General features: G+C 38.5%; 22 protein-coding genes and 7 pseudogenes. All 29 read left to right on the plus strand.

The features are described from left to right. Positions 1–9: 9 nt before the first annotated feature. The gene (gene rpsJ, locus WG932_RS25905) at positions 10–315 is read left to right on the plus strand and encodes a 30S ribosomal protein S10 (RefSeq protein ID WP_014020620.1); all 306 of its coding nucleotides are present in this window, start codon (positions 10–12) and stop codon (positions 313–315) included. A 247-nt stretch (positions 316–562) separates the two neighbouring features. Beyond that, positions 563–1,194 (plus strand): annotated as a pseudogene (gene rplC, locus WG932_RS25910) (50S ribosomal protein L3). Between the two features lie 4 nt (positions 1,195–1,198). Continuing rightward, entirely contained in the window at positions 1,199–1,828 is a 630-nt protein-coding gene (gene rplD / locus WG932_RS25915; RefSeq protein ID WP_014020622.1) for a 50S ribosomal protein L4, read from the plus strand. Positions 1,829–1,832: 4 nt separating this feature from the next. After that, positions 1,833–2,120, plus strand: coding sequence for a 50S ribosomal protein L23 (gene rplW, locus WG932_RS25920; RefSeq protein WP_014020623.1), 288 nt, complete (start codon positions 1,833–1,835; stop codon positions 2,118–2,120). Positions 2,121–2,133: 13 nt separating this feature from the next. After that, positions 2,134–2,958: a 50S ribosomal protein L2 gene (rplB, locus tag WG932_RS25925; protein ID WP_014020624.1), complete on the plus strand. Its 825-nt coding sequence runs from the start codon at positions 2,134–2,136 to the stop codon at positions 2,956–2,958. 2 nt (positions 2,959–2,960) lie between these two features. Beyond that, positions 2,961–3,238, plus strand: a pseudogene (gene rpsS, locus WG932_RS25930) (30S ribosomal protein S19). A 2-nt stretch (positions 3,239–3,240) separates the two neighbouring features. Next, a pseudogene (rplV, locus tag WG932_RS25935) lies at positions 3,241–3,629 on the plus strand (50S ribosomal protein L22). Between the two features lie 3 nt (positions 3,630–3,632). Then, positions 3,633–4,369, plus strand: a pseudogene (rpsC, locus tag WG932_RS25940) (30S ribosomal protein S3). Positions 4,370–4,389: 20 nt separating this feature from the next. After that, positions 4,390–4,812, plus strand: a complete 423-nt coding sequence (gene rplP, locus WG932_RS25945) for a 50S ribosomal protein L16 (protein WP_014020628.1) — start codon at positions 4,390–4,392, stop codon at positions 4,810–4,812. Between the two features lie 4 nt (positions 4,813–4,816). Beyond that, on the plus strand, positions 4,817–5,011 hold the full coding sequence (rpmC, locus tag WG932_RS25950) for a 50S ribosomal protein L29 (RefSeq protein WP_014020629.1): 195 nt from the start codon (positions 4,817–4,819) through the stop codon (positions 5,009–5,011). Positions 5,012–5,019: 8 nt separating this feature from the next. Continuing rightward, positions 5,020–5,283, plus strand: coding sequence for a 30S ribosomal protein S17 (gene rpsQ / locus WG932_RS25955; protein ID WP_014020630.1), 264 nt, complete (start codon positions 5,020–5,022; stop codon positions 5,281–5,283). Positions 5,284–5,286: 3 nt separating this feature from the next. Further along, a complete protein-coding gene (rplN, locus tag WG932_RS25960) occupies positions 5,287–5,655 on the plus strand; it encodes a 50S ribosomal protein L14 (RefSeq protein WP_014020631.1) in 369 nt (122 codons plus the stop codon). 2 nt (positions 5,656–5,657) lie between these two features. Beyond that, positions 5,658–6,002, plus strand: coding sequence for a 50S ribosomal protein L24 (rplX, locus tag WG932_RS25965; protein ID WP_014020632.1), 345 nt, complete (start codon positions 5,658–5,660; stop codon positions 6,000–6,002). Continuing rightward, the gene (gene rplE / locus WG932_RS25970) at positions 5,995–6,555 is read left to right on the plus strand and encodes a 50S ribosomal protein L5 (protein ID WP_014020633.1); all 561 of its coding nucleotides are present in this window, start codon (positions 5,995–5,997) and stop codon (positions 6,553–6,555) included. The genes rplX and rplE overlap by 8 nt, the downstream gene beginning before the upstream one ends. Positions 6,556–6,557: 2 nt before the next feature. Beyond that, positions 6,558–6,827, plus strand: coding sequence for a 30S ribosomal protein S14 (rpsN, locus tag WG932_RS25975; RefSeq protein WP_014020634.1), 270 nt, complete (start codon positions 6,558–6,560; stop codon positions 6,825–6,827). 83 nt (positions 6,828–6,910) lie between these two features. Next, positions 6,911–7,306, plus strand: a complete 396-nt coding sequence (gene rpsH, locus WG932_RS25980) for a 30S ribosomal protein S8 (RefSeq protein WP_014020635.1) — start codon at positions 6,911–6,913, stop codon at positions 7,304–7,306. A gap of 9 nt (positions 7,307–7,315) precedes the next feature. After that, positions 7,316–7,872: pseudogene (gene rplF, locus WG932_RS25985) on the plus strand (50S ribosomal protein L6). A gap of 7 nt (positions 7,873–7,879) precedes the next feature. Next, a complete protein-coding gene (rplR, locus tag WG932_RS25990; protein WP_014020637.1) occupies positions 7,880–8,230 on the plus strand; it encodes a 50S ribosomal protein L18 in 351 nt (116 codons plus the stop codon). Positions 8,231–8,235: 5 nt separating this feature from the next. Further along, positions 8,236–8,754 carry a 30S ribosomal protein S5 gene (rpsE, locus tag WG932_RS25995; RefSeq protein ID WP_014020638.1) on the plus strand — a complete coding sequence of 173 codons (519 nt, stop codon included), beginning with the start codon at positions 8,236–8,238 and terminating at the stop codon, positions 8,752–8,754. Between the two features lie 4 nt (positions 8,755–8,758). Next, positions 8,759–8,938 carry a 50S ribosomal protein L30 gene (gene rpmD, locus WG932_RS26000; RefSeq protein WP_014020639.1) on the plus strand — a complete coding sequence of 60 codons (180 nt, stop codon included), beginning with the start codon at positions 8,759–8,761 and terminating at the stop codon, positions 8,936–8,938. Positions 8,939–8,993: 55 nt separating this feature from the next. Next, positions 8,994–9,439 (plus strand): annotated as a pseudogene (gene rplO / locus WG932_RS26005) (50S ribosomal protein L15). A 3-nt stretch (positions 9,440–9,442) separates the two neighbouring features. Next, complete coding sequence (secY, locus tag WG932_RS26010; RefSeq protein ID WP_014020641.1) at positions 9,443–10,759, plus strand: preprotein translocase subunit SecY; 1,317 nt, start codon at positions 9,443–9,445, stop codon at positions 10,757–10,759. Positions 10,760–10,761: 2 nt separating this feature from the next. Then, positions 10,762–11,535, plus strand: a complete 774-nt coding sequence (gene map / locus WG932_RS26015) for a type I methionyl aminopeptidase (protein WP_014020642.1) — start codon at positions 10,762–10,764, stop codon at positions 11,533–11,535. A 2-nt stretch (positions 11,536–11,537) separates the two neighbouring features. Continuing rightward, complete coding sequence (gene infA, locus WG932_RS26020) at positions 11,538–11,756, plus strand: translation initiation factor IF-1 (RefSeq protein WP_014020643.1); 219 nt, start codon at positions 11,538–11,540, stop codon at positions 11,754–11,756. A gap of 46 nt (positions 11,757–11,802) precedes the next feature. Further along, a pseudogene (gene rpmJ / locus WG932_RS26025) lies at positions 11,803–11,918 on the plus strand (50S ribosomal protein L36). A 5-nt stretch (positions 11,919–11,923) separates the two neighbouring features. After that, positions 11,924–12,301, plus strand: coding sequence for a 30S ribosomal protein S13 (gene rpsM / locus WG932_RS26030; RefSeq protein WP_014020644.1), 378 nt, complete (start codon positions 11,924–11,926; stop codon positions 12,299–12,301). 15 nt (positions 12,302–12,316) lie between these two features. Beyond that, positions 12,317–12,715 carry a 30S ribosomal protein S11 gene (rpsK, locus tag WG932_RS26035; protein WP_014020645.1) on the plus strand — a complete coding sequence of 133 codons (399 nt, stop codon included), beginning with the start codon at positions 12,317–12,319 and terminating at the stop codon, positions 12,713–12,715. 17 nt (positions 12,716–12,732) lie between these two features. Then, on the plus strand, positions 12,733–13,338 hold the full coding sequence (rpsD, locus tag WG932_RS26040) for a 30S ribosomal protein S4 (protein ID WP_014020646.1): 606 nt from the start codon (positions 12,733–12,735) through the stop codon (positions 13,336–13,338). Between the two features lie 32 nt (positions 13,339–13,370). Further along, positions 13,371–14,360 (plus strand): DNA-directed RNA polymerase subunit alpha, encoded by a 990-nt coding sequence (locus WG932_RS26045; RefSeq protein WP_014020647.1) that lies wholly within the window; start codon positions 13,371–13,373, stop codon positions 14,358–14,360. Positions 14,361–14,366 lie beyond the last annotated feature (6 nt).

The following is a 14,366-nucleotide window of genomic DNA, read 5'->3' on the forward strand; positions in this document are numbered from 1 at the left end:
TAATCGAACATGAATCAAAAAATCAGAATAAAATTAAAGTCATACGATCATAGCCTGGTGGACAAGTCATCAGAGAAAATCGTGAAAGCTGTAAAATCTACAGGTGCAGTGGTTGTGGGTCCTATTCCACTTCCAACGAAAAAAGAGAAATTTACTGTTTTGAAATCTCCACACGTGAATAAAAAAGCGAGAGAGCAATTTCAGTTGTGTACTTATAAGAGATTAGTTGATATCTACTCTAATAGTTCTAAAACAGTAGACGCATTGATGAAAATCGAACTTCCAAGTGGAGTTGATGTAGAAATCAAGGTGTGATCTAACTGCTTCATACGAGTAAAAAACCTATACCGGAAACGGTATAGGTTTTTTTTTGAACAAATTTTTTGTTTTAATTTTTCCTCGACTTGAAATTTTCAACTGTTCCCTCGGATTTACTAAGCTAATTGTTTGAAAATATTCATGTTGCAGTTTGTTACCTGAAATTAAATTGCTAACTTTGCAATCCTTTAAAGGGGACAGGTGTGTATACACTTGTGAATCATTGTATATCATATATCCAAAGATGTCTGGAATAATAGGTAAGAAAATCGGAATGACTAGTATTTTTAGTGCCGATGGACGAAATGTCGCATGCACGTTAATAGAAGCTGGTCCTTGCGTAGTTACGCAAGTAAAAAATGTTGAAACAGACGGGTACAACGCTGTACAGTTGTCTTATGGTGAGCGTAAAGAAAAAATACGCCTAAGCCATTAATCGGCCATTTTAAAAAGGCCGGTACAACTCCAAAGCAGAAAGTTGTTGAGTTTAGGGATTTCAGAGTGGAATTCGAAGGTCAGGTTGACATGGGTAAAACCGTGGTATCTGACAAGATCTTTGTTGAGGGCGATTTTATTGATGCCATAGGAACATCCAAAGGAAAAGGTTTCCAGGGTGTTGTTAAGCGTCATGGTTTTGCTGGTGTTGGTGGGGCCACTCATGGTCAGCACAACAGACAACGTCATCCAGGTTCTATCGGTGCTTGCTCTTGGCCCTCAAGGGTTTTTAAAGGCATGAGAATGGCAGGAAGAACCGGTGGTAACAGGGTCAAAGTACTTAACTTAAAAGTACTTAAAATATATCCTGAAAAGAACTTGCTATTAGTTAGTGGTTCTATACCGGGAGCCAAAAATTCTTTTGTGATTCTAGAGAAGTAATAAGATGGAATTAGCAATATTAAAACAAACCGGTGAAGAAACCGGAAGGAAGATCACGCTCTCTGAAGATATTTTCGCCATAGAGCCGAATGATCATGCCATATACTTGGATGTAAAACAGTATTTGGCCAATAGAAGACAAGGAACGCATAAATCTAAGGAAAGAGCCGAGATTGCTGGTTCTACCAAAAAGATTAAAAAGCAAAAAGGTACAGGTAGTGCTCGAGCAGGTTCTATCAAATCTCCAATTTTCAGAGGAGGAGGAAGAGTATTTGGACCAAAACCGAGAGACTATTCTTTCAAGTTAAATAAGAAATTGAAGCAGGTTGCCAGAAAATCTGCCTTGACTTACAAAGCCAAAGAAAACGGCTTGGTAATTTTAGAAGATTTGGTTTTTGATGCACCTAAGACCAAAGATTACATCAACTTATTGGCTAAATTATCTTTATCAGATAAAAAGACTTTGTTAGTGGTTGGTGAAAATAATCCAAATGTTTATTTGTCTTCCAGGAATGTACAAAAAGCTAAAGTAAGGGTATTCAGTGAGTTAAACACTTACGAACTTCTTGATGCTGATAGTTTAGTTCTTTGCGAAGGTGCAGTAAGTAAGTTAGAAACCCTTTTATCGAAGTAAAATCATGGATATATTAAAAAGACCTTTAATTACAGAAAAGATCTCAGCCATGAATGAACGTGGGGTATATGGATTTGTAGTTGAAAAAACTGCGAAAAAGCCTCAAATAAAAGATGCTGTAGAGAAAATGTACGGTGTCAAGGTGGTTGAAGTACGCACCATGCGCTATGCTGCAAAGAAAAAGACTAGGTACACCAAAGCAAAGATTGTTTCTGGTTATACCAACACTTTTAAAAAGGCAATGGTACAGGTAGCAGAAGGAGAAATCATTGATTTTTACGGAGAAATTTAATTGAATCAGAGCAATGGCAGTTAAAAAATTAAAACCTGTAACTCCTGGTACCCGTTTTAGAGTGGCGCCTTCATTTGATGAAATCACCACATCTAAGCCGGAGAAAAGCCTTTTGGCACCTTTGAAGAAAAGCGGTGGCAGGAACCATAGTGGTAAAATGACCTCCAGGTATCTTGGAGGAGGACATAAAAAAAGACTTAGGATTGTCGATTTCAAAAGAAATAAAGAAGGCATTCCTGCAGTAGTAAAAACAATAGAATACGATCCAAACAGAACGGCAAGGATAGCCTTGTTGTTTTACAAGGATGGTTCTAAAGCATATATGATTGCTCCTGAGGGACTTGAAGTTGGCCAGACAGTAATTACTGGTGAAGGCGCAAGTCCGGAAGTAGGCAATACTTTGTATTTGAAAGATATTCCTTTGGGTACAATCATTCATAACATTGAGCTTAAGCCTGGTAAAGGTGGCGCCATGGCCAGAAGTGCAGGTGGATATGCACAACTTTTGGCTAGGGAAGGAAAATACGTTACCCTAAAATTGCCTTCTGGCGAAATGAGAGTAGTTTTGGGTTCATGTAAAGCTACAATTGGTACTGTTTCAAATGGTGACCACATGAATGTAGTACTAGGAAAAGCCGGTCGTAAGAGATGGCTGGGAAGAAGACCTCGTACTAGAGGTGTGGCGATGAACCCTGTAGATCACCCAATGGGTGGTGGTGAAGGCCGTTCTTCAGGTGGTCATCCAAGATCTAGAACAGGCTTGTTGTCTAAGGGCAAGAAAACCCGTTCGCCTAAAAAGTACTCCAATAAATTTATCATTAGCAGAAGAACTAAGTAAACATGGCACGTTCGTTAAAAAAAGGCCCATATATAGAGCACCATTTGTTAAAAAAGTGGATGTCATGAACGAATCTGGGAAGAAATCTGTGATCAAAACCTGGTCAAGGAGGTCAATGATTTCTCCGGATTTTGTAGGACTAACCTTTGCAGTGCATAATGGAAACAAGTTTATCCCGGTATTTGTGACTGACAATATGGTTGGACACAAACTAGGTGAATTTGCACCTACTAGGAATTTCCGTGGACACATTGCCAAAAAAGATAAAGGAAAGAGATAATCATGGAAGCTATAGCAAAATTAAACAATGTTCCTACCTCTCCCAGAAAGATGCGTCTGGTTGCGGATCTAGTAAGGGGAAAAAAGTTGGTCAGGCATTAAGCATCTTGAAATTTACGCCTAATCATGGATCTATCAGGCTTGAGAAATTATTGTTATCCGCTATTGCCAACTGGCAAGCGAAAAACCCTGATGAAAAGCTTGAAGATGCCGATTTGTATATAAAGACCATCTCTGTAGATGGAGGTAGGATGTTAAAAAGGCTTAGACCTGCACCTCAGGGTAGAGCTCATAGAATCCGTAAAAGATCAAATCATGTAACGCTAGTAGTAGACTCCGTAGAAGGAGATGTTACCGCTGATATTGTTGAATCAAATGAAAAAGTAAACTAAAATATGGGACAAAAAGTTAACCCAATTGGTTTAAGGCTTGGTATCATTAAGGGGTGGGACTCTAACTGGTATGGAGGACGCGATTTCGCTGATAAGCTTTATGAAGACCAGAATATCAGAAAGTACGTCTTTGCCAGAATACCCAAAGGAGGTATTTCCAAGGTAATTATTGAAAGGACTCTAAAGAGGATTACCCTTACCATCCAAACTGCTCGACCTGGTGTAGTTATTGGTAAAGGAGGATCTGAGGTAGACAAGCTTAAGGAAGAACTTAAGAAGATTACAGATAAGGATATTCAAATCAACATATTTGAAATCAAACGTCCTGAATTAGATGCTAAGTTGGTTGGTGAATCCATTGCACAGCAATTGGAAGCTAGGATTTCTTTTAGGAGAGCGATGAAGCAATCCATAGCTGCTACCATGAGAGTAGGAGCTGAAGGAATTAAAGTTAAACTTTCCGGAAGATTAGGTGGTGCTGAAATGGCCAGATCTGAAATGTACAAAGAAGGTAGAATTCCATTGCACACCATTCGTGCAGACGTGGATTATGCGCTTTCCGAAGCACAAACAGTCTATGGTAAAATAGGTATCAAAGTTTGGATTTTCAAAGGTGAAGTATACGGTAAAAGAGACTTGTCTCCAAATGCCGGGCTAAGCAATGATTCCAAAGGAAATGCTCCTTCAGGCAACAGAAGAAGAAGAGAAGGTGGGCTAAGAGAAGAAAAAGAAACAACTAAAAATCCTTAACTGAGCAATCATGTTACAGCCAAGAAGAACGAAATTTAGAAAAATGCATAAAGGGAGGATCAAAGGAATTGCCCAAAGAGGTCATACTTTGGCCTTTGGTAATTTTGGCATCAAATCCCTTGAGCCTGGATGGATCACTTCGAGACAAATAGAAGCTGCCCGTATTGCAATGACAAGAGCAATGAAAAGGGAAGGACAAGTTTGGATCCGAATATTTCCAGATAAACCGATCACTAAAAAGCCTGCAGAGGTAAGGATGGGTAAAGGTAAAGGAGCTCCTGAATACTGGGTGGCAGTTATCAAGCCAGGAACAATCCTTTTTGAAGCTACCGGTGTTTCTGTGGAAGTTGCACAGGAAGCCCTTAGATTAGCGCAACAAAAGCTTCCTGTAAGTACAAAATTTATCGTACGTAGAGATTACGTTGGATCATAAGCTGATGAAAAATTCTGAAATCAACGCTCTAAATGAGAGCGAATTAAAATCCCGCATTGAAGCGGAGAGGGAGAACTTGACAAAATTACGTTTTGCTCATGCTATATCCCCTATAGAGAATCCAAATAGAATAAGAGAATCAAGGCGTTTGGTTGCTAGGTTGAATACATTTTTACGAGCCAAACAACTAGCTAAATAAGAAACAAAATGGCTACTACAGATAGAAACCTTCGTAAAGAAAGAATAGGAAAGGTAGTTAGCAACAAAATGGATAAATCCATAACCGTAGCGGTAGAGCGTAGAGTAAAACACCCTATTTACGGTAAATTTGTTGGTAAAACTACCAAATTCATGGCTCATGACGAAAACAATGATTGTAAGCAAGGAGACTTGGTTAAAATCAGTGAGACTCGTCCGCTGAGTAAGAACAAACGTTGGAGATTGGTTGAAATAATAGAAAGGGCATTATAAATCATGATACAGCAAGAATCCAGATTAAGTGTTGCGGATAATTCAGGTGCAAAAGAAGTACTTGTCATCCGTGTTTTGGGAGGAACCAAAAGAAGGTATGCCTCTATTGGAGACAAGGTTGTAGTCACTGTGAAATCAGCCCTATCATCCAGTAATATGAAAAAAGGTACCGTTTCTAAAGCGGTAATTGTAAGGACCAAAAAAGAAGTCCGAAGAAAAGATGGTTCGTATATTCGATTTGAAGACAATGCGGCTGTGCTTTTAAACAACAATGACGAACCTAGAGGAACCCGTATTTTTGGCCCAGTTGCCAGGGAACTTAGGGAAAAGCAGTTTATGAAAATTGTATCGTTAGCCCCTGAAGTATTGTAATCATGGAAAGAAAATTTAATAAACAACCAAAATTGCATATCAAAACCGGAGATACCGTATTGGTTATCGCAGGAGATGATAAAGGCAACAAAGGTAAGATCCTTTCTGTTGACCGAGCCAAAAGAAGAGCAATCGTAGAAGGTTTGAATATGGTAACCAAACATATTAAACCAACCACCAACTCTCCTCAAGGCGGTATAGAAAAGAAAGAGGCGCCCATCCATATCAGTAATCTTAAGTTGGTTGATCCTAAAAGTGGAGAAGCTACTAGAATTGGCAGAAAAAAGGATGAGGACGGAAAATTAGTAAGGTACTCTAAGAAAACCGGGGAGGTGATCAATGGCTAAACCTAGATTAAAAGAAAAATTCGATAGCGAAATCAAATCTGAATTGAAAGAAAAATTTCAATTTCAGAGTGTGATGGAAGTTCCTAAGTTGACCAAAATTGTATTGAATAAAGGTATTGGTGCAGCTGTAGCAGATAAAAAACTCGTAGATCAAGGTGTTGAAGAACTTACTTTGATTACCGGTCAGAGAGCTGTTGCAACCAAAGCCAAAAATTCTATCTCTAACTTTAAATTGAGAGATGGAATGCCTATCGGTGCAAAAGTGACGCTTAGAGGGTATAAAATGTATGAATTCCTTGATCGTTTGGTAAGCATTGCGCTTCCAAGGGTGAGGGATTTTAAAGGCATTTCTGACAAAGGATTTGATGGCAGAGGAAATTATACTTTGGGTGTAACAGAACAAATTATTTTCCCTGAAATCAGTATTGAGAAAGTCAACAGAATTTCTGGTATGGACATCACTTTGGTGACTACCGCAAAAACTGATGAAGAGGCACATGCATTGTTGAAGTCTCTTGGAATGCCATTCGTTAATAACAATAAAGAAGAATAATCATGGCAAGAGAATCGATTAAAGCCCGCGAAAGAAAAAGAGAACGCATGGTGGCCAAGTATGCCCATAAGCGCGCGGAACTTAAAGCAGCAGGTGACTACGAAGCTTTGGATAAACTTCCAAAAAATGCTTCACCAGTAAGACTTCACAATCGTTGCAAACTTACCGGCCGTCCGAAAGGATATATGAGAAAATTTGGCATCAATCGGGTTACTTTTAGAGAAATGGCTTCTGCTGGTAAAATTCCGGGTGTAACCAAGTCTAGCTGGTAAAAATTATATAATAGTTTTTATTCTTAATTTCATTGTGTAACTTTGCAGGCCCGTTAGGGTTTTGTAGTTAGACTAATACAAATATGACTGATCCAATAGCTGATTATCTAACCAGGTTGAGGAATGCCATCAAGGCAGCTCACCGGATAGTAGAAATACCTGCTTCAAACATGAAAAAAGAACTTACTAAAGTTCTTCATGAAAAAGGGTACATTCAGAATTATAAATTTGTTGAGGATGGACCACAGGGAACTATCAAAATAGCCCTGAAGTACAATCCTCAAACAAAGGTTAATTCTATTGTTAATCTTACAAGAGTAAGTAAGCCAGGTTTAAGAAAATATGTAGATAAAGAATCTCTTCCTAGAGTAATTAATGGTTTGGGAATCGCAATTCTTTCTACGTCAAAAGGAGTGATGACTGACAAAGAAGCCCGAGTTGAAGGAATTGGTGGCGAAGTGCTTTGTTACGTTTACTAATAAATTGATATGTCTAGAATAGGTAAAAAACCGATAAATCTACCTGCGGGTGTGACTGTAGACGTTGCTGATCATAATCAGATAACTGTTAAAGGTCCCAAAGGTACGCTGACTCAGGATGTTCATCCTGATTTTGAAGTAGAAAATAAAGAAGGTAACTTGGTCATTAGTAGACCAACGGACTCGAAACGCCACAAATCATTGCATGGACTTTATCGTTCATTGCTAAACAACATGGTGATAGGTGTAAGCGAAGGTTACAAAAAGAATTGGAACTGGTAGGTGTGGGTTATAAAGCCGCAAATCAAGGTCAAATTCTTGAGCTTTCTCTGGGATATTCACATAACATCTTTTTGATGGTCCCTGATGAAGTTGCTGTCAAAACAGAAACCCCTAAAGGTAAAAACCCTTTGGTTACTTTAGAGAGTATCGACAAGGAATTAATAGGTCAGGTAGCTGCTAAAATAAGATCACTACGTAAAGTTGAGCCTTTCAAAGGTAAAGGTGTAAGGTTTGTAGGAGAAATTATTAGACGTAAAGCTGGTAAAACTGCCGCTAAAAAATAATTAGAAGATGGCTTTCAAGAAAAAAACTAGAAGACTGAGAATTAAGAGAGGTATCCGAAGGAAAATTTCAGGTACTGATGCCAGGCCAAGACTTTCTGTGTTCAAAAGTAATACAGGAATATACGCACAATTGATTGACGATTTGAAAGGTCAAACTCTTGCAGCAGCTTCATCCAAAGAGTTGGGTGCTAAAAAGAATGTAAACGTATCTGTTTCTAAAGAAGTTGGTAAAAAATTAGCTGAGAAAGCTGTTTCCAATGGGTTGAACGAAGTTGTTTTTGACAGAAGTGGATATCTTTATCATGGAAATGTAAAAGCTTTGGCAGAAGGTGCCAGAGAAGGAGGCCTTAAATTTTAATCATTATGTCCCAAGTAAGTAAAAGACCCATCAGGGCTACAGATACAGAATTAACCGAAAAAGTTGTTGCCATTAATCGTGTAGCAAAGGTTGTGAAAGGTGGACGTAGATTCTCCTTTTCTGCAATCGTTGTTGTTGGTGATGGTAACGGAGTAGTTGGTTATGGCTTAGGTAAAGCCAATGAGGTAACAGATGCCATAACCAAAGGTATAGAAGATGCTAAGAAGAATTTGATTAAAGTTCCATTGCTTAAAGGTACTATCCCGCACGAACAGTTGGGTAAGTATGGCGGCGGATTGGTTTTGATTAAACCTGCAGCCCCTGGTACTGGAGTTTTGGCCGGTGGTTCTATGCGTGCCGTATTGGAAAGTGCTGGTTACACAGACATCCTTGCCAAGTCTAAAGGTTCTTCCAACCCACATAATGTGGTAAAAGCGACCATAGAAGCGCTTATGAAATTGAGAGATGCTATTGCTGTTTCTCAACAGAGAAGGGTAAAAATTTCTAAAGTTTTTAACGGTTAGGAAAATGGCAAAACTACAAATCACTCAAATACGGAGTACAATCAATAGACCAAAATCCCAAAAAGCTACCATTACGGCTTTAGGATTAGGCAAGATCAACAAAACTGTAGAGAAAGAGAATACTCCGCAGTTACAAGGTATGATCCAAAAAATTAGCCATCTAGTTAAGGTACAAGAAGTTTAAAATTGACTGACTTTACAGTTGTTCAATTTTTAAACCAATCGAAAATCTAAGTAAAATGAAATTACATACATTAAAACCAGCGGAAGGCTCCACAAAAACCAGAAAAAGGATCGGTAGAGGTCAGGGTTCTGGAAGAGGAGGTACATCCACTAAAGGTCATAAAGGTGCGAAATCCAGATCTGGTTACAAAACCAAACTAGGTTTTGAAGGTGGTCAAATGCCTTTACAACGTAGGGTACCAAAATTTGGATTTACGAATCACAATAGGGTTGCCTATCAAGCCGTAAATCTTGATACTATCCAAGAATTGGCTGCTAAGCTTAATATTGAGAGTATAGATTTTGATGTTTTACATGAAAATGGCTTAGTTTCCAAAAAGATCTTGTAAAAGTCCTAGGAAGAGGCGAACTTACTTCAAAAATAAATGTAAGTGCCCACAGTTTCTCTGCTAGTGCCATAGCGGCGATTGAAAAAGTTGGAGGATCTGTAAATAAGATTTAATACATGAAAAAGTTTATTACAACAGTAAAGAACATCTTTTCGATTGAGGATTTAAGAATCAGAATCTTAAATACAATTGGTTTGCTAATTGTTTTTAGAATTGGATCCTTTGTCGTCTTACCAGGTGTTGATCCAAGTCGCCTTGGAGAGGCTGCCACTGGTATATTCGGATTGATTGATACCTTTTTAGGTGGTTCTTTCAGTAGGGCGTCCATCTTTGGCTTGGGTATTATGCCCTATATATCTGCTTCAATTGTTTTGCAATTGTTGACTGTTGGCGTACCCTATTTTCAAAAATTACAAAAGGAAGGTGAATCCGGAAGAAAGCGGATCAATCAGATTACCAGAGTGTTAACCATCCTAATTACTTTGGCTCAGGGAGTTGGTTATATTACTGCTACTATTCCTGATGAAGCCATTGTTATTAACAAAACGCTTTTCATGACATCTGCTCTTATTTTATTAACTGCAGGAACGATGTTCTGTATGTGGATAGGTGAGAAGATTACTGAAAAGGGAATTGGAAATGGTATCTCTATGTTGATTATGATTGGTATCATATCGGCCTTACCCGGAGCCATTATCTCTGAAAGTTTGTCTAAAGGTGGCGGAGGTATCTTATTATTACTTCTAGAAGCTGTGATTCTATTCTTTGTTGTAGTAGGTGTTGTAGCACTTACAGAAGCAGTAAGGAGAATCCCGGTGCAATATGCCAAGCAAGTAGTGGGAGGTAAAGTGTATGGCGGTCAACGTCAATATATCCCCATTAAAGTCAATGCTTCCGGTGTTATGCCCATTATCTTTGCCCAGTCTCTGATGTTTTTACCTGCCTTGATTGCTCAAATTTGGGCAGAAGACAGTGATATAGCATCTTATATTGGCACAACCTTTAGTGATTTCACTTCCTGGCAATACAATCTTGTCTTTGCTGTAATGATCATACTTTTCACCTTTTTCTATACTGCAATTACCGTAAACCCGGAACAGATTGCTGAGGATATGAAAAGAAATGGCGGCTTTGTTCCAGGTATCAAACCCGGGGGACCTACTGCTGACTTCATTGACAATATTATTTCTAGGATTACTTTGCCCGGATCCATTTTATTAGCACTTGTTGCAATTATGCCGGCTTTTGCCATCATTGCAGGGGTGAGTAGTGAGTTTGCCCAATTTTATGGAGGTACCTCACTGTTGATTATGGTTGGAGTTATCTTGGATACACTTCGTCAGATTGAAAGTTATCTGTTGATGAGACATTACGAAGGCATGATGAAAAGTGGAAACATGAAAAATGATCCTTCAAGTTATGCAGTGGCTTAAATATGATACAGTTTAAGTCTGAAGAAGAAATTGAAATAATTAAGGAAAGTGCGCTGATTTTAGGAAAAGCGCACGGTGAAGTAGCCAAACATGTGAAAGAAGGGGTAAAGACCTCTTTTTTAGATAAAATTGCTGAAGAATATATCCGGGATAATAAAGCCATTCCATCCTTTAAAGGATACAATGGTTTCCCGGCTTCACTTTGTATTTCTGTGAATGAAGTAGTTGTTCATGGATTTCCAAGTCAATATCAATTGAAAGATGGCGATATAATCTCAATAGATTGTGGAGTCTTTCACCAAGGTTTTCATAGCGATTCCGCTTATACTTACCCTGTTGGTGAAGTTTCTCCCAAAACGATTGCACTTTTAAAAGCTACAAAGGAATCCCTTTATTTAGGGATAGAAAAAGCGGTTTTTGGTAACCGTGTAGGTGATATCGGTAATGCAATACAAAAATTTGTAGAGGCAAAAGGATATACTGTTGTTAGAGAATTAGTTGGTCATGGAGTTGGTAAGCAGCTGCACGAATCACCTGAAGTACCCAATTGGGGAAAAAGAGGTAGTGGCGCTAAGCTTAAAGCGGGGATGGTTATAGCAATAGAGCCAATGGTTAATCTAGGAACCCGTAATGTTGTTCAAGAACGAGATGGTTGGACCATCAGAACTGCTGATAGAAAGCCTTCTGCTCATTATGAACATACTGTTGCTATCCTAGAAGATAGAACTGAAATCTTAACAACACATCGTTTTATAGAAGAGAATTATAAATTTTAATTATGGCTAAACAAGCATCTATTGAACAGGACGGTACCATCGTAGAAGCATTGTCTAATGCAATGTTTAAGGTGGAACTTGAGAATGGTCACCAATTGATTGCACATATTTCCGGCAAGATGCGGATGAACTACATCAAAATTTTGCCCGGGGATAAAGTTAAGTTAGAAATGTCCCCTTATGATCTTACAAAAGGTAGAATTGTCTATCGATACAAGTAAGGTAGGGAGCGATTAAGGAGTATCAAATAGGAAAATTAGTATTGATATGAAAGTTAAAGCATCTATTAAGAAAAGAAGTGCTGACTGTAAAGTGATCCGACGAAAAGGGAAGCTTTATGTCATCAACAAAAAAATCCGAAGTTTAAACAAAGACAAGGTTAAATACTATGGCTAGAATTGCAGGTGTCGATATACCGGACAATAAACGTGGTGTAATAGGCCTTACCTATATTTTTGGTATCGGCAGAAGTACGGCTAAAGCCATACTAGATAAAGCAGGTATTTCTTTAGACAAGAAAGCCGGAGAGTGGACAGATGATGAATCTACTGCTATCAGGAACATCATTTCTGAAGAATTCAAGACTGAAGGTGTACTTAAATCTGAAGTACAGTTGAGTATCAAGAGGTTGATGGACATTGGTTGTTACAGAGGTTTGAGACACAGAAAAGGACTTCCTGTTCGTGGTCAAAAAACCAAAAACAACGCTAGAACCAGAAAAGGTAAGAGAAAAACTGTTGCCAACAAGAAGAAAGCGACTAAATAAATCCTGACATAGATTATGGCTCAGAAAAGAAACGAAAAGACAAAGGCTAAGAAGCGGGTTGTTAAAGTTGAAGCTGTGGGACAGGCCCATATCAAAGCTTCTTTCAACAATATCATTATTTCCATCACCAACAATTCAGGACAAGTGATTTCTTGGGCTTCTGCTGGTAAGATGGGATTCAGGGGTTCTAAAAAGAACACTCCTTATGCTGCTCAAATGGCTGCTCAAAACTGTGGGCAGGTTGCGTATGACCTCGGTCTGAGGAAGATCGAAGTATTTGTAAAAGGTCCTGGAGCAGGTAGAGAATCTGCTATCAGAACACTACAAAATGTAGGATTGGATGTAACTACCATTACTGATGTTACCCCACTACCTCACAACGGTTGTCGTCCTCCAAAACGCAGAAGAGTTTAATTTAAAGAAAATATAGCATGGCTAGATATAGAGGTCCAAAAGCAAAAATTGCCAGAAAATTTGGCGAGCCCATTGAAGGGCAAAGCAAAGTGCTTCAAAAGAAAAATTATCCTCCGGGAATGCATGGCAGAGGAAGACGTAAAAAACAGTCTGAATTTGCTATCCAATTGATGGAGAAACAAAAGGCTAAATACATCTATGGTGTATTGGAAAGACAATTTGCTAAAATGTTCGATATCGCTTCTAGGAAAAAAGGCGTTACCGGTGAAAATTTGTTGCAATTGTTGGAAGGCCGTTTGGATAACTCGGTTTATAGACTAGGAATTGCTCCAACTAGAAGAGGAGCACGTCAGTTGGTATCTCACAAACATATTCTTGTGAATGGTACCGTTGTAAATATTCCATCTTTTCAGTTGAAGCCAGGTGATGTTGTTGCAGTAAGAGAGAAATCTAAATCATTAGAAGCAATAACCGAAAGTTTAAGAGGCAAAGGAACAACCAGATTCAGTTGGTTGGAATGGGACAATACGTCCCTAAGTGGTAAGTTTGTAAGTGTTCCCTTAAGAGAAGATATTCCTGAGAACATCAAAGAACAGCTTATCGTTGAATTGTACTCTAAGTAATCATTTACATTCCTATAAAAAGAATAAAAGATATGTCCATATTAGCATTTCAAATGCCAGAGAAAGTGGTAATGGAAAAAGCAGACGATTTTCACGGACTGTTTACCTTTAAGCCACTTGAAAAAGGGTACGGGGTTACCATCGGAAATGCCCTCAGAAGGATTCTTTTGTCTTCACTGGAAGGATATGCTATTACAGCCGTTAAATTACCCGGTGTAGTGCATGAATTTTCCAGTATTGAGGGAGTGGTTGAAGACGTTACAGATATTATCCTTAACCTTAAGCAGGTTAGATTTAAAAAGATCCATGATGCCATTGATAATAAAATTACAGTGGAAGTCAAAAATCAGGATGTTTTTACAGCAGGTGATATTGCCAAATACACAACCTCTTTTGAAGTTTTGAATCCTGATTTGGTCATATGTCACTTGGATAAATCAAAGAGTCTCGAAATAGAACTTACAATCGATAAAGGCAGAGGATATCTTCCCGCAGAAGAGTCCAAGCCTAAAGAACAGATTTATGGTACTATTTCAGTTGATGCTGTTTTTACTCCTATTAAGAATGTAAAATACAGAATCGAAAATACCAGGGTAGAGCAAAAGACTGACTATGAACAATTAATCATGGAAGTTAGCACTGATGGATCGATACATCCTGAAAAAGCCCTACAAGAATCTGCCAAGATATTGATTCAACACTTCATGTTGTTTTCTGATCAAACAATGGTTATTGATGCTCCGGGAAGTGGTGCAATCGAACCAATTGATGAGGAATACCTTCACATGAGGAAATTGCTTAAAACTTCTTTGAGCGATTTGGATCTTTCTGTCAGAGCTTACAATTGTTTGAAAGCTGCTGACGTGAAAAGTCTGGGAGATCTTGCCAAACTTGAAATTTCTGACATGATGAAATTCAGGAACTTTGGTAAGAAATCTTTGGCAGAATTGGAACAACTAATCCAGGAAAAAGGCTTGACCTTCGGTATGGATCTGTCTAAGTATAAACTTGATGAAGAATAATTAAAA

Source organism: Cyclobacterium sp. SOCE241, from assembly GCF_056867545.1.

What these genes read in the sequence shown, in the direction of transcription:
- rplB (WP_014020624.1), top strand. Translation starts at nt 2,134, where the DNA reads ATGGCAGTTAAAAAATTAAAACCTGTAACTCCTGGTACCCGTTTTAGA.
- rpsD (WP_014020646.1), top strand. Translation starts at nt 12,733, where the DNA reads ATGGCTAGATATAGAGGTCCAAAAGCAAAAATTGCCAGAAAATTTGGC.
- rpsN (WP_014020634.1), top strand. Translation starts at nt 6,558, where the DNA reads ATGGCAAGAGAATCGATTAAAGCCCGCGAAAGAAAAAGAGAACGCATG.
- rplR (WP_014020637.1), top strand. Translation starts at nt 7,880, where the DNA reads ATGGCTTTCAAGAAAAAAACTAGAAGACTGAGAATTAAGAGAGGTATC.
- secY (WP_014020641.1), top strand. Translation starts at nt 9,443, where the DNA reads ATGAAAAAGTTTATTACAACAGTAAAGAACATCTTTTCGATTGAGGAT.
- rpmD (WP_014020639.1), top strand. Translation starts at nt 8,759, where the DNA reads ATGGCAAAACTACAAATCACTCAAATACGGAGTACAATCAATAGACCA.
- rpsE (WP_014020638.1), top strand. Translation starts at nt 8,236, where the DNA reads ATGTCCCAAGTAAGTAAAAGACCCATCAGGGCTACAGATACAGAATTA.
- rplW (WP_014020623.1), top strand. Translation starts at nt 1,833, where the DNA reads ATGGATATATTAAAAAGACCTTTAATTACAGAAAAGATCTCAGCCATG.
- rplN (WP_014020631.1), top strand. Translation starts at nt 5,287, where the DNA reads ATGATACAGCAAGAATCCAGATTAAGTGTTGCGGATAATTCAGGTGCA.
- WG932_RS26045 (WP_014020647.1), top strand. Translation starts at nt 13,371, where the DNA reads ATGTCCATATTAGCATTTCAAATGCCAGAGAAAGTGGTAATGGAAAAA.
- rpsJ (WP_014020620.1), top strand. Translation starts at nt 10, where the DNA reads ATGAATCAAAAAATCAGAATAAAATTAAAGTCATACGATCATAGCCTG.
- rpsQ (WP_014020630.1), top strand. Translation starts at nt 5,020, where the DNA reads ATGGCTACTACAGATAGAAACCTTCGTAAAGAAAGAATAGGAAAGGTA.
- rplP (WP_014020628.1), top strand. Translation starts at nt 4,390, where the DNA reads ATGTTACAGCCAAGAAGAACGAAATTTAGAAAAATGCATAAAGGGAGG.
- rplX (WP_014020632.1), top strand. Translation starts at nt 5,658, where the DNA reads ATGGAAAGAAAATTTAATAAACAACCAAAATTGCATATCAAAACCGGA.
- rpsM (WP_014020644.1), top strand. Translation starts at nt 11,924, where the DNA reads ATGGCTAGAATTGCAGGTGTCGATATACCGGACAATAAACGTGGTGTA.
- rplE (WP_014020633.1), top strand. Translation starts at nt 5,995, where the DNA reads ATGGCTAAACCTAGATTAAAAGAAAAATTCGATAGCGAAATCAAATCT.
- rpsK (WP_014020645.1), top strand. Translation starts at nt 12,317, where the DNA reads ATGGCTCAGAAAAGAAACGAAAAGACAAAGGCTAAGAAGCGGGTTGTT.
- map (WP_014020642.1), top strand. Translation starts at nt 10,762, where the DNA reads ATGATACAGTTTAAGTCTGAAGAAGAAATTGAAATAATTAAGGAAAGT.
- infA (WP_014020643.1), top strand. Translation starts at nt 11,538, where the DNA reads ATGGCTAAACAAGCATCTATTGAACAGGACGGTACCATCGTAGAAGCA.
- rpmC (WP_014020629.1), top strand. Translation starts at nt 4,817, where the DNA reads ATGAAAAATTCTGAAATCAACGCTCTAAATGAGAGCGAATTAAAATCC.
- rpsH (WP_014020635.1), top strand. Translation starts at nt 6,911, where the DNA reads ATGACTGATCCAATAGCTGATTATCTAACCAGGTTGAGGAATGCCATC.
- rplD (WP_014020622.1), top strand. Translation starts at nt 1,199, where the DNA reads ATGGAATTAGCAATATTAAAACAAACCGGTGAAGAAACCGGAAGGAAG.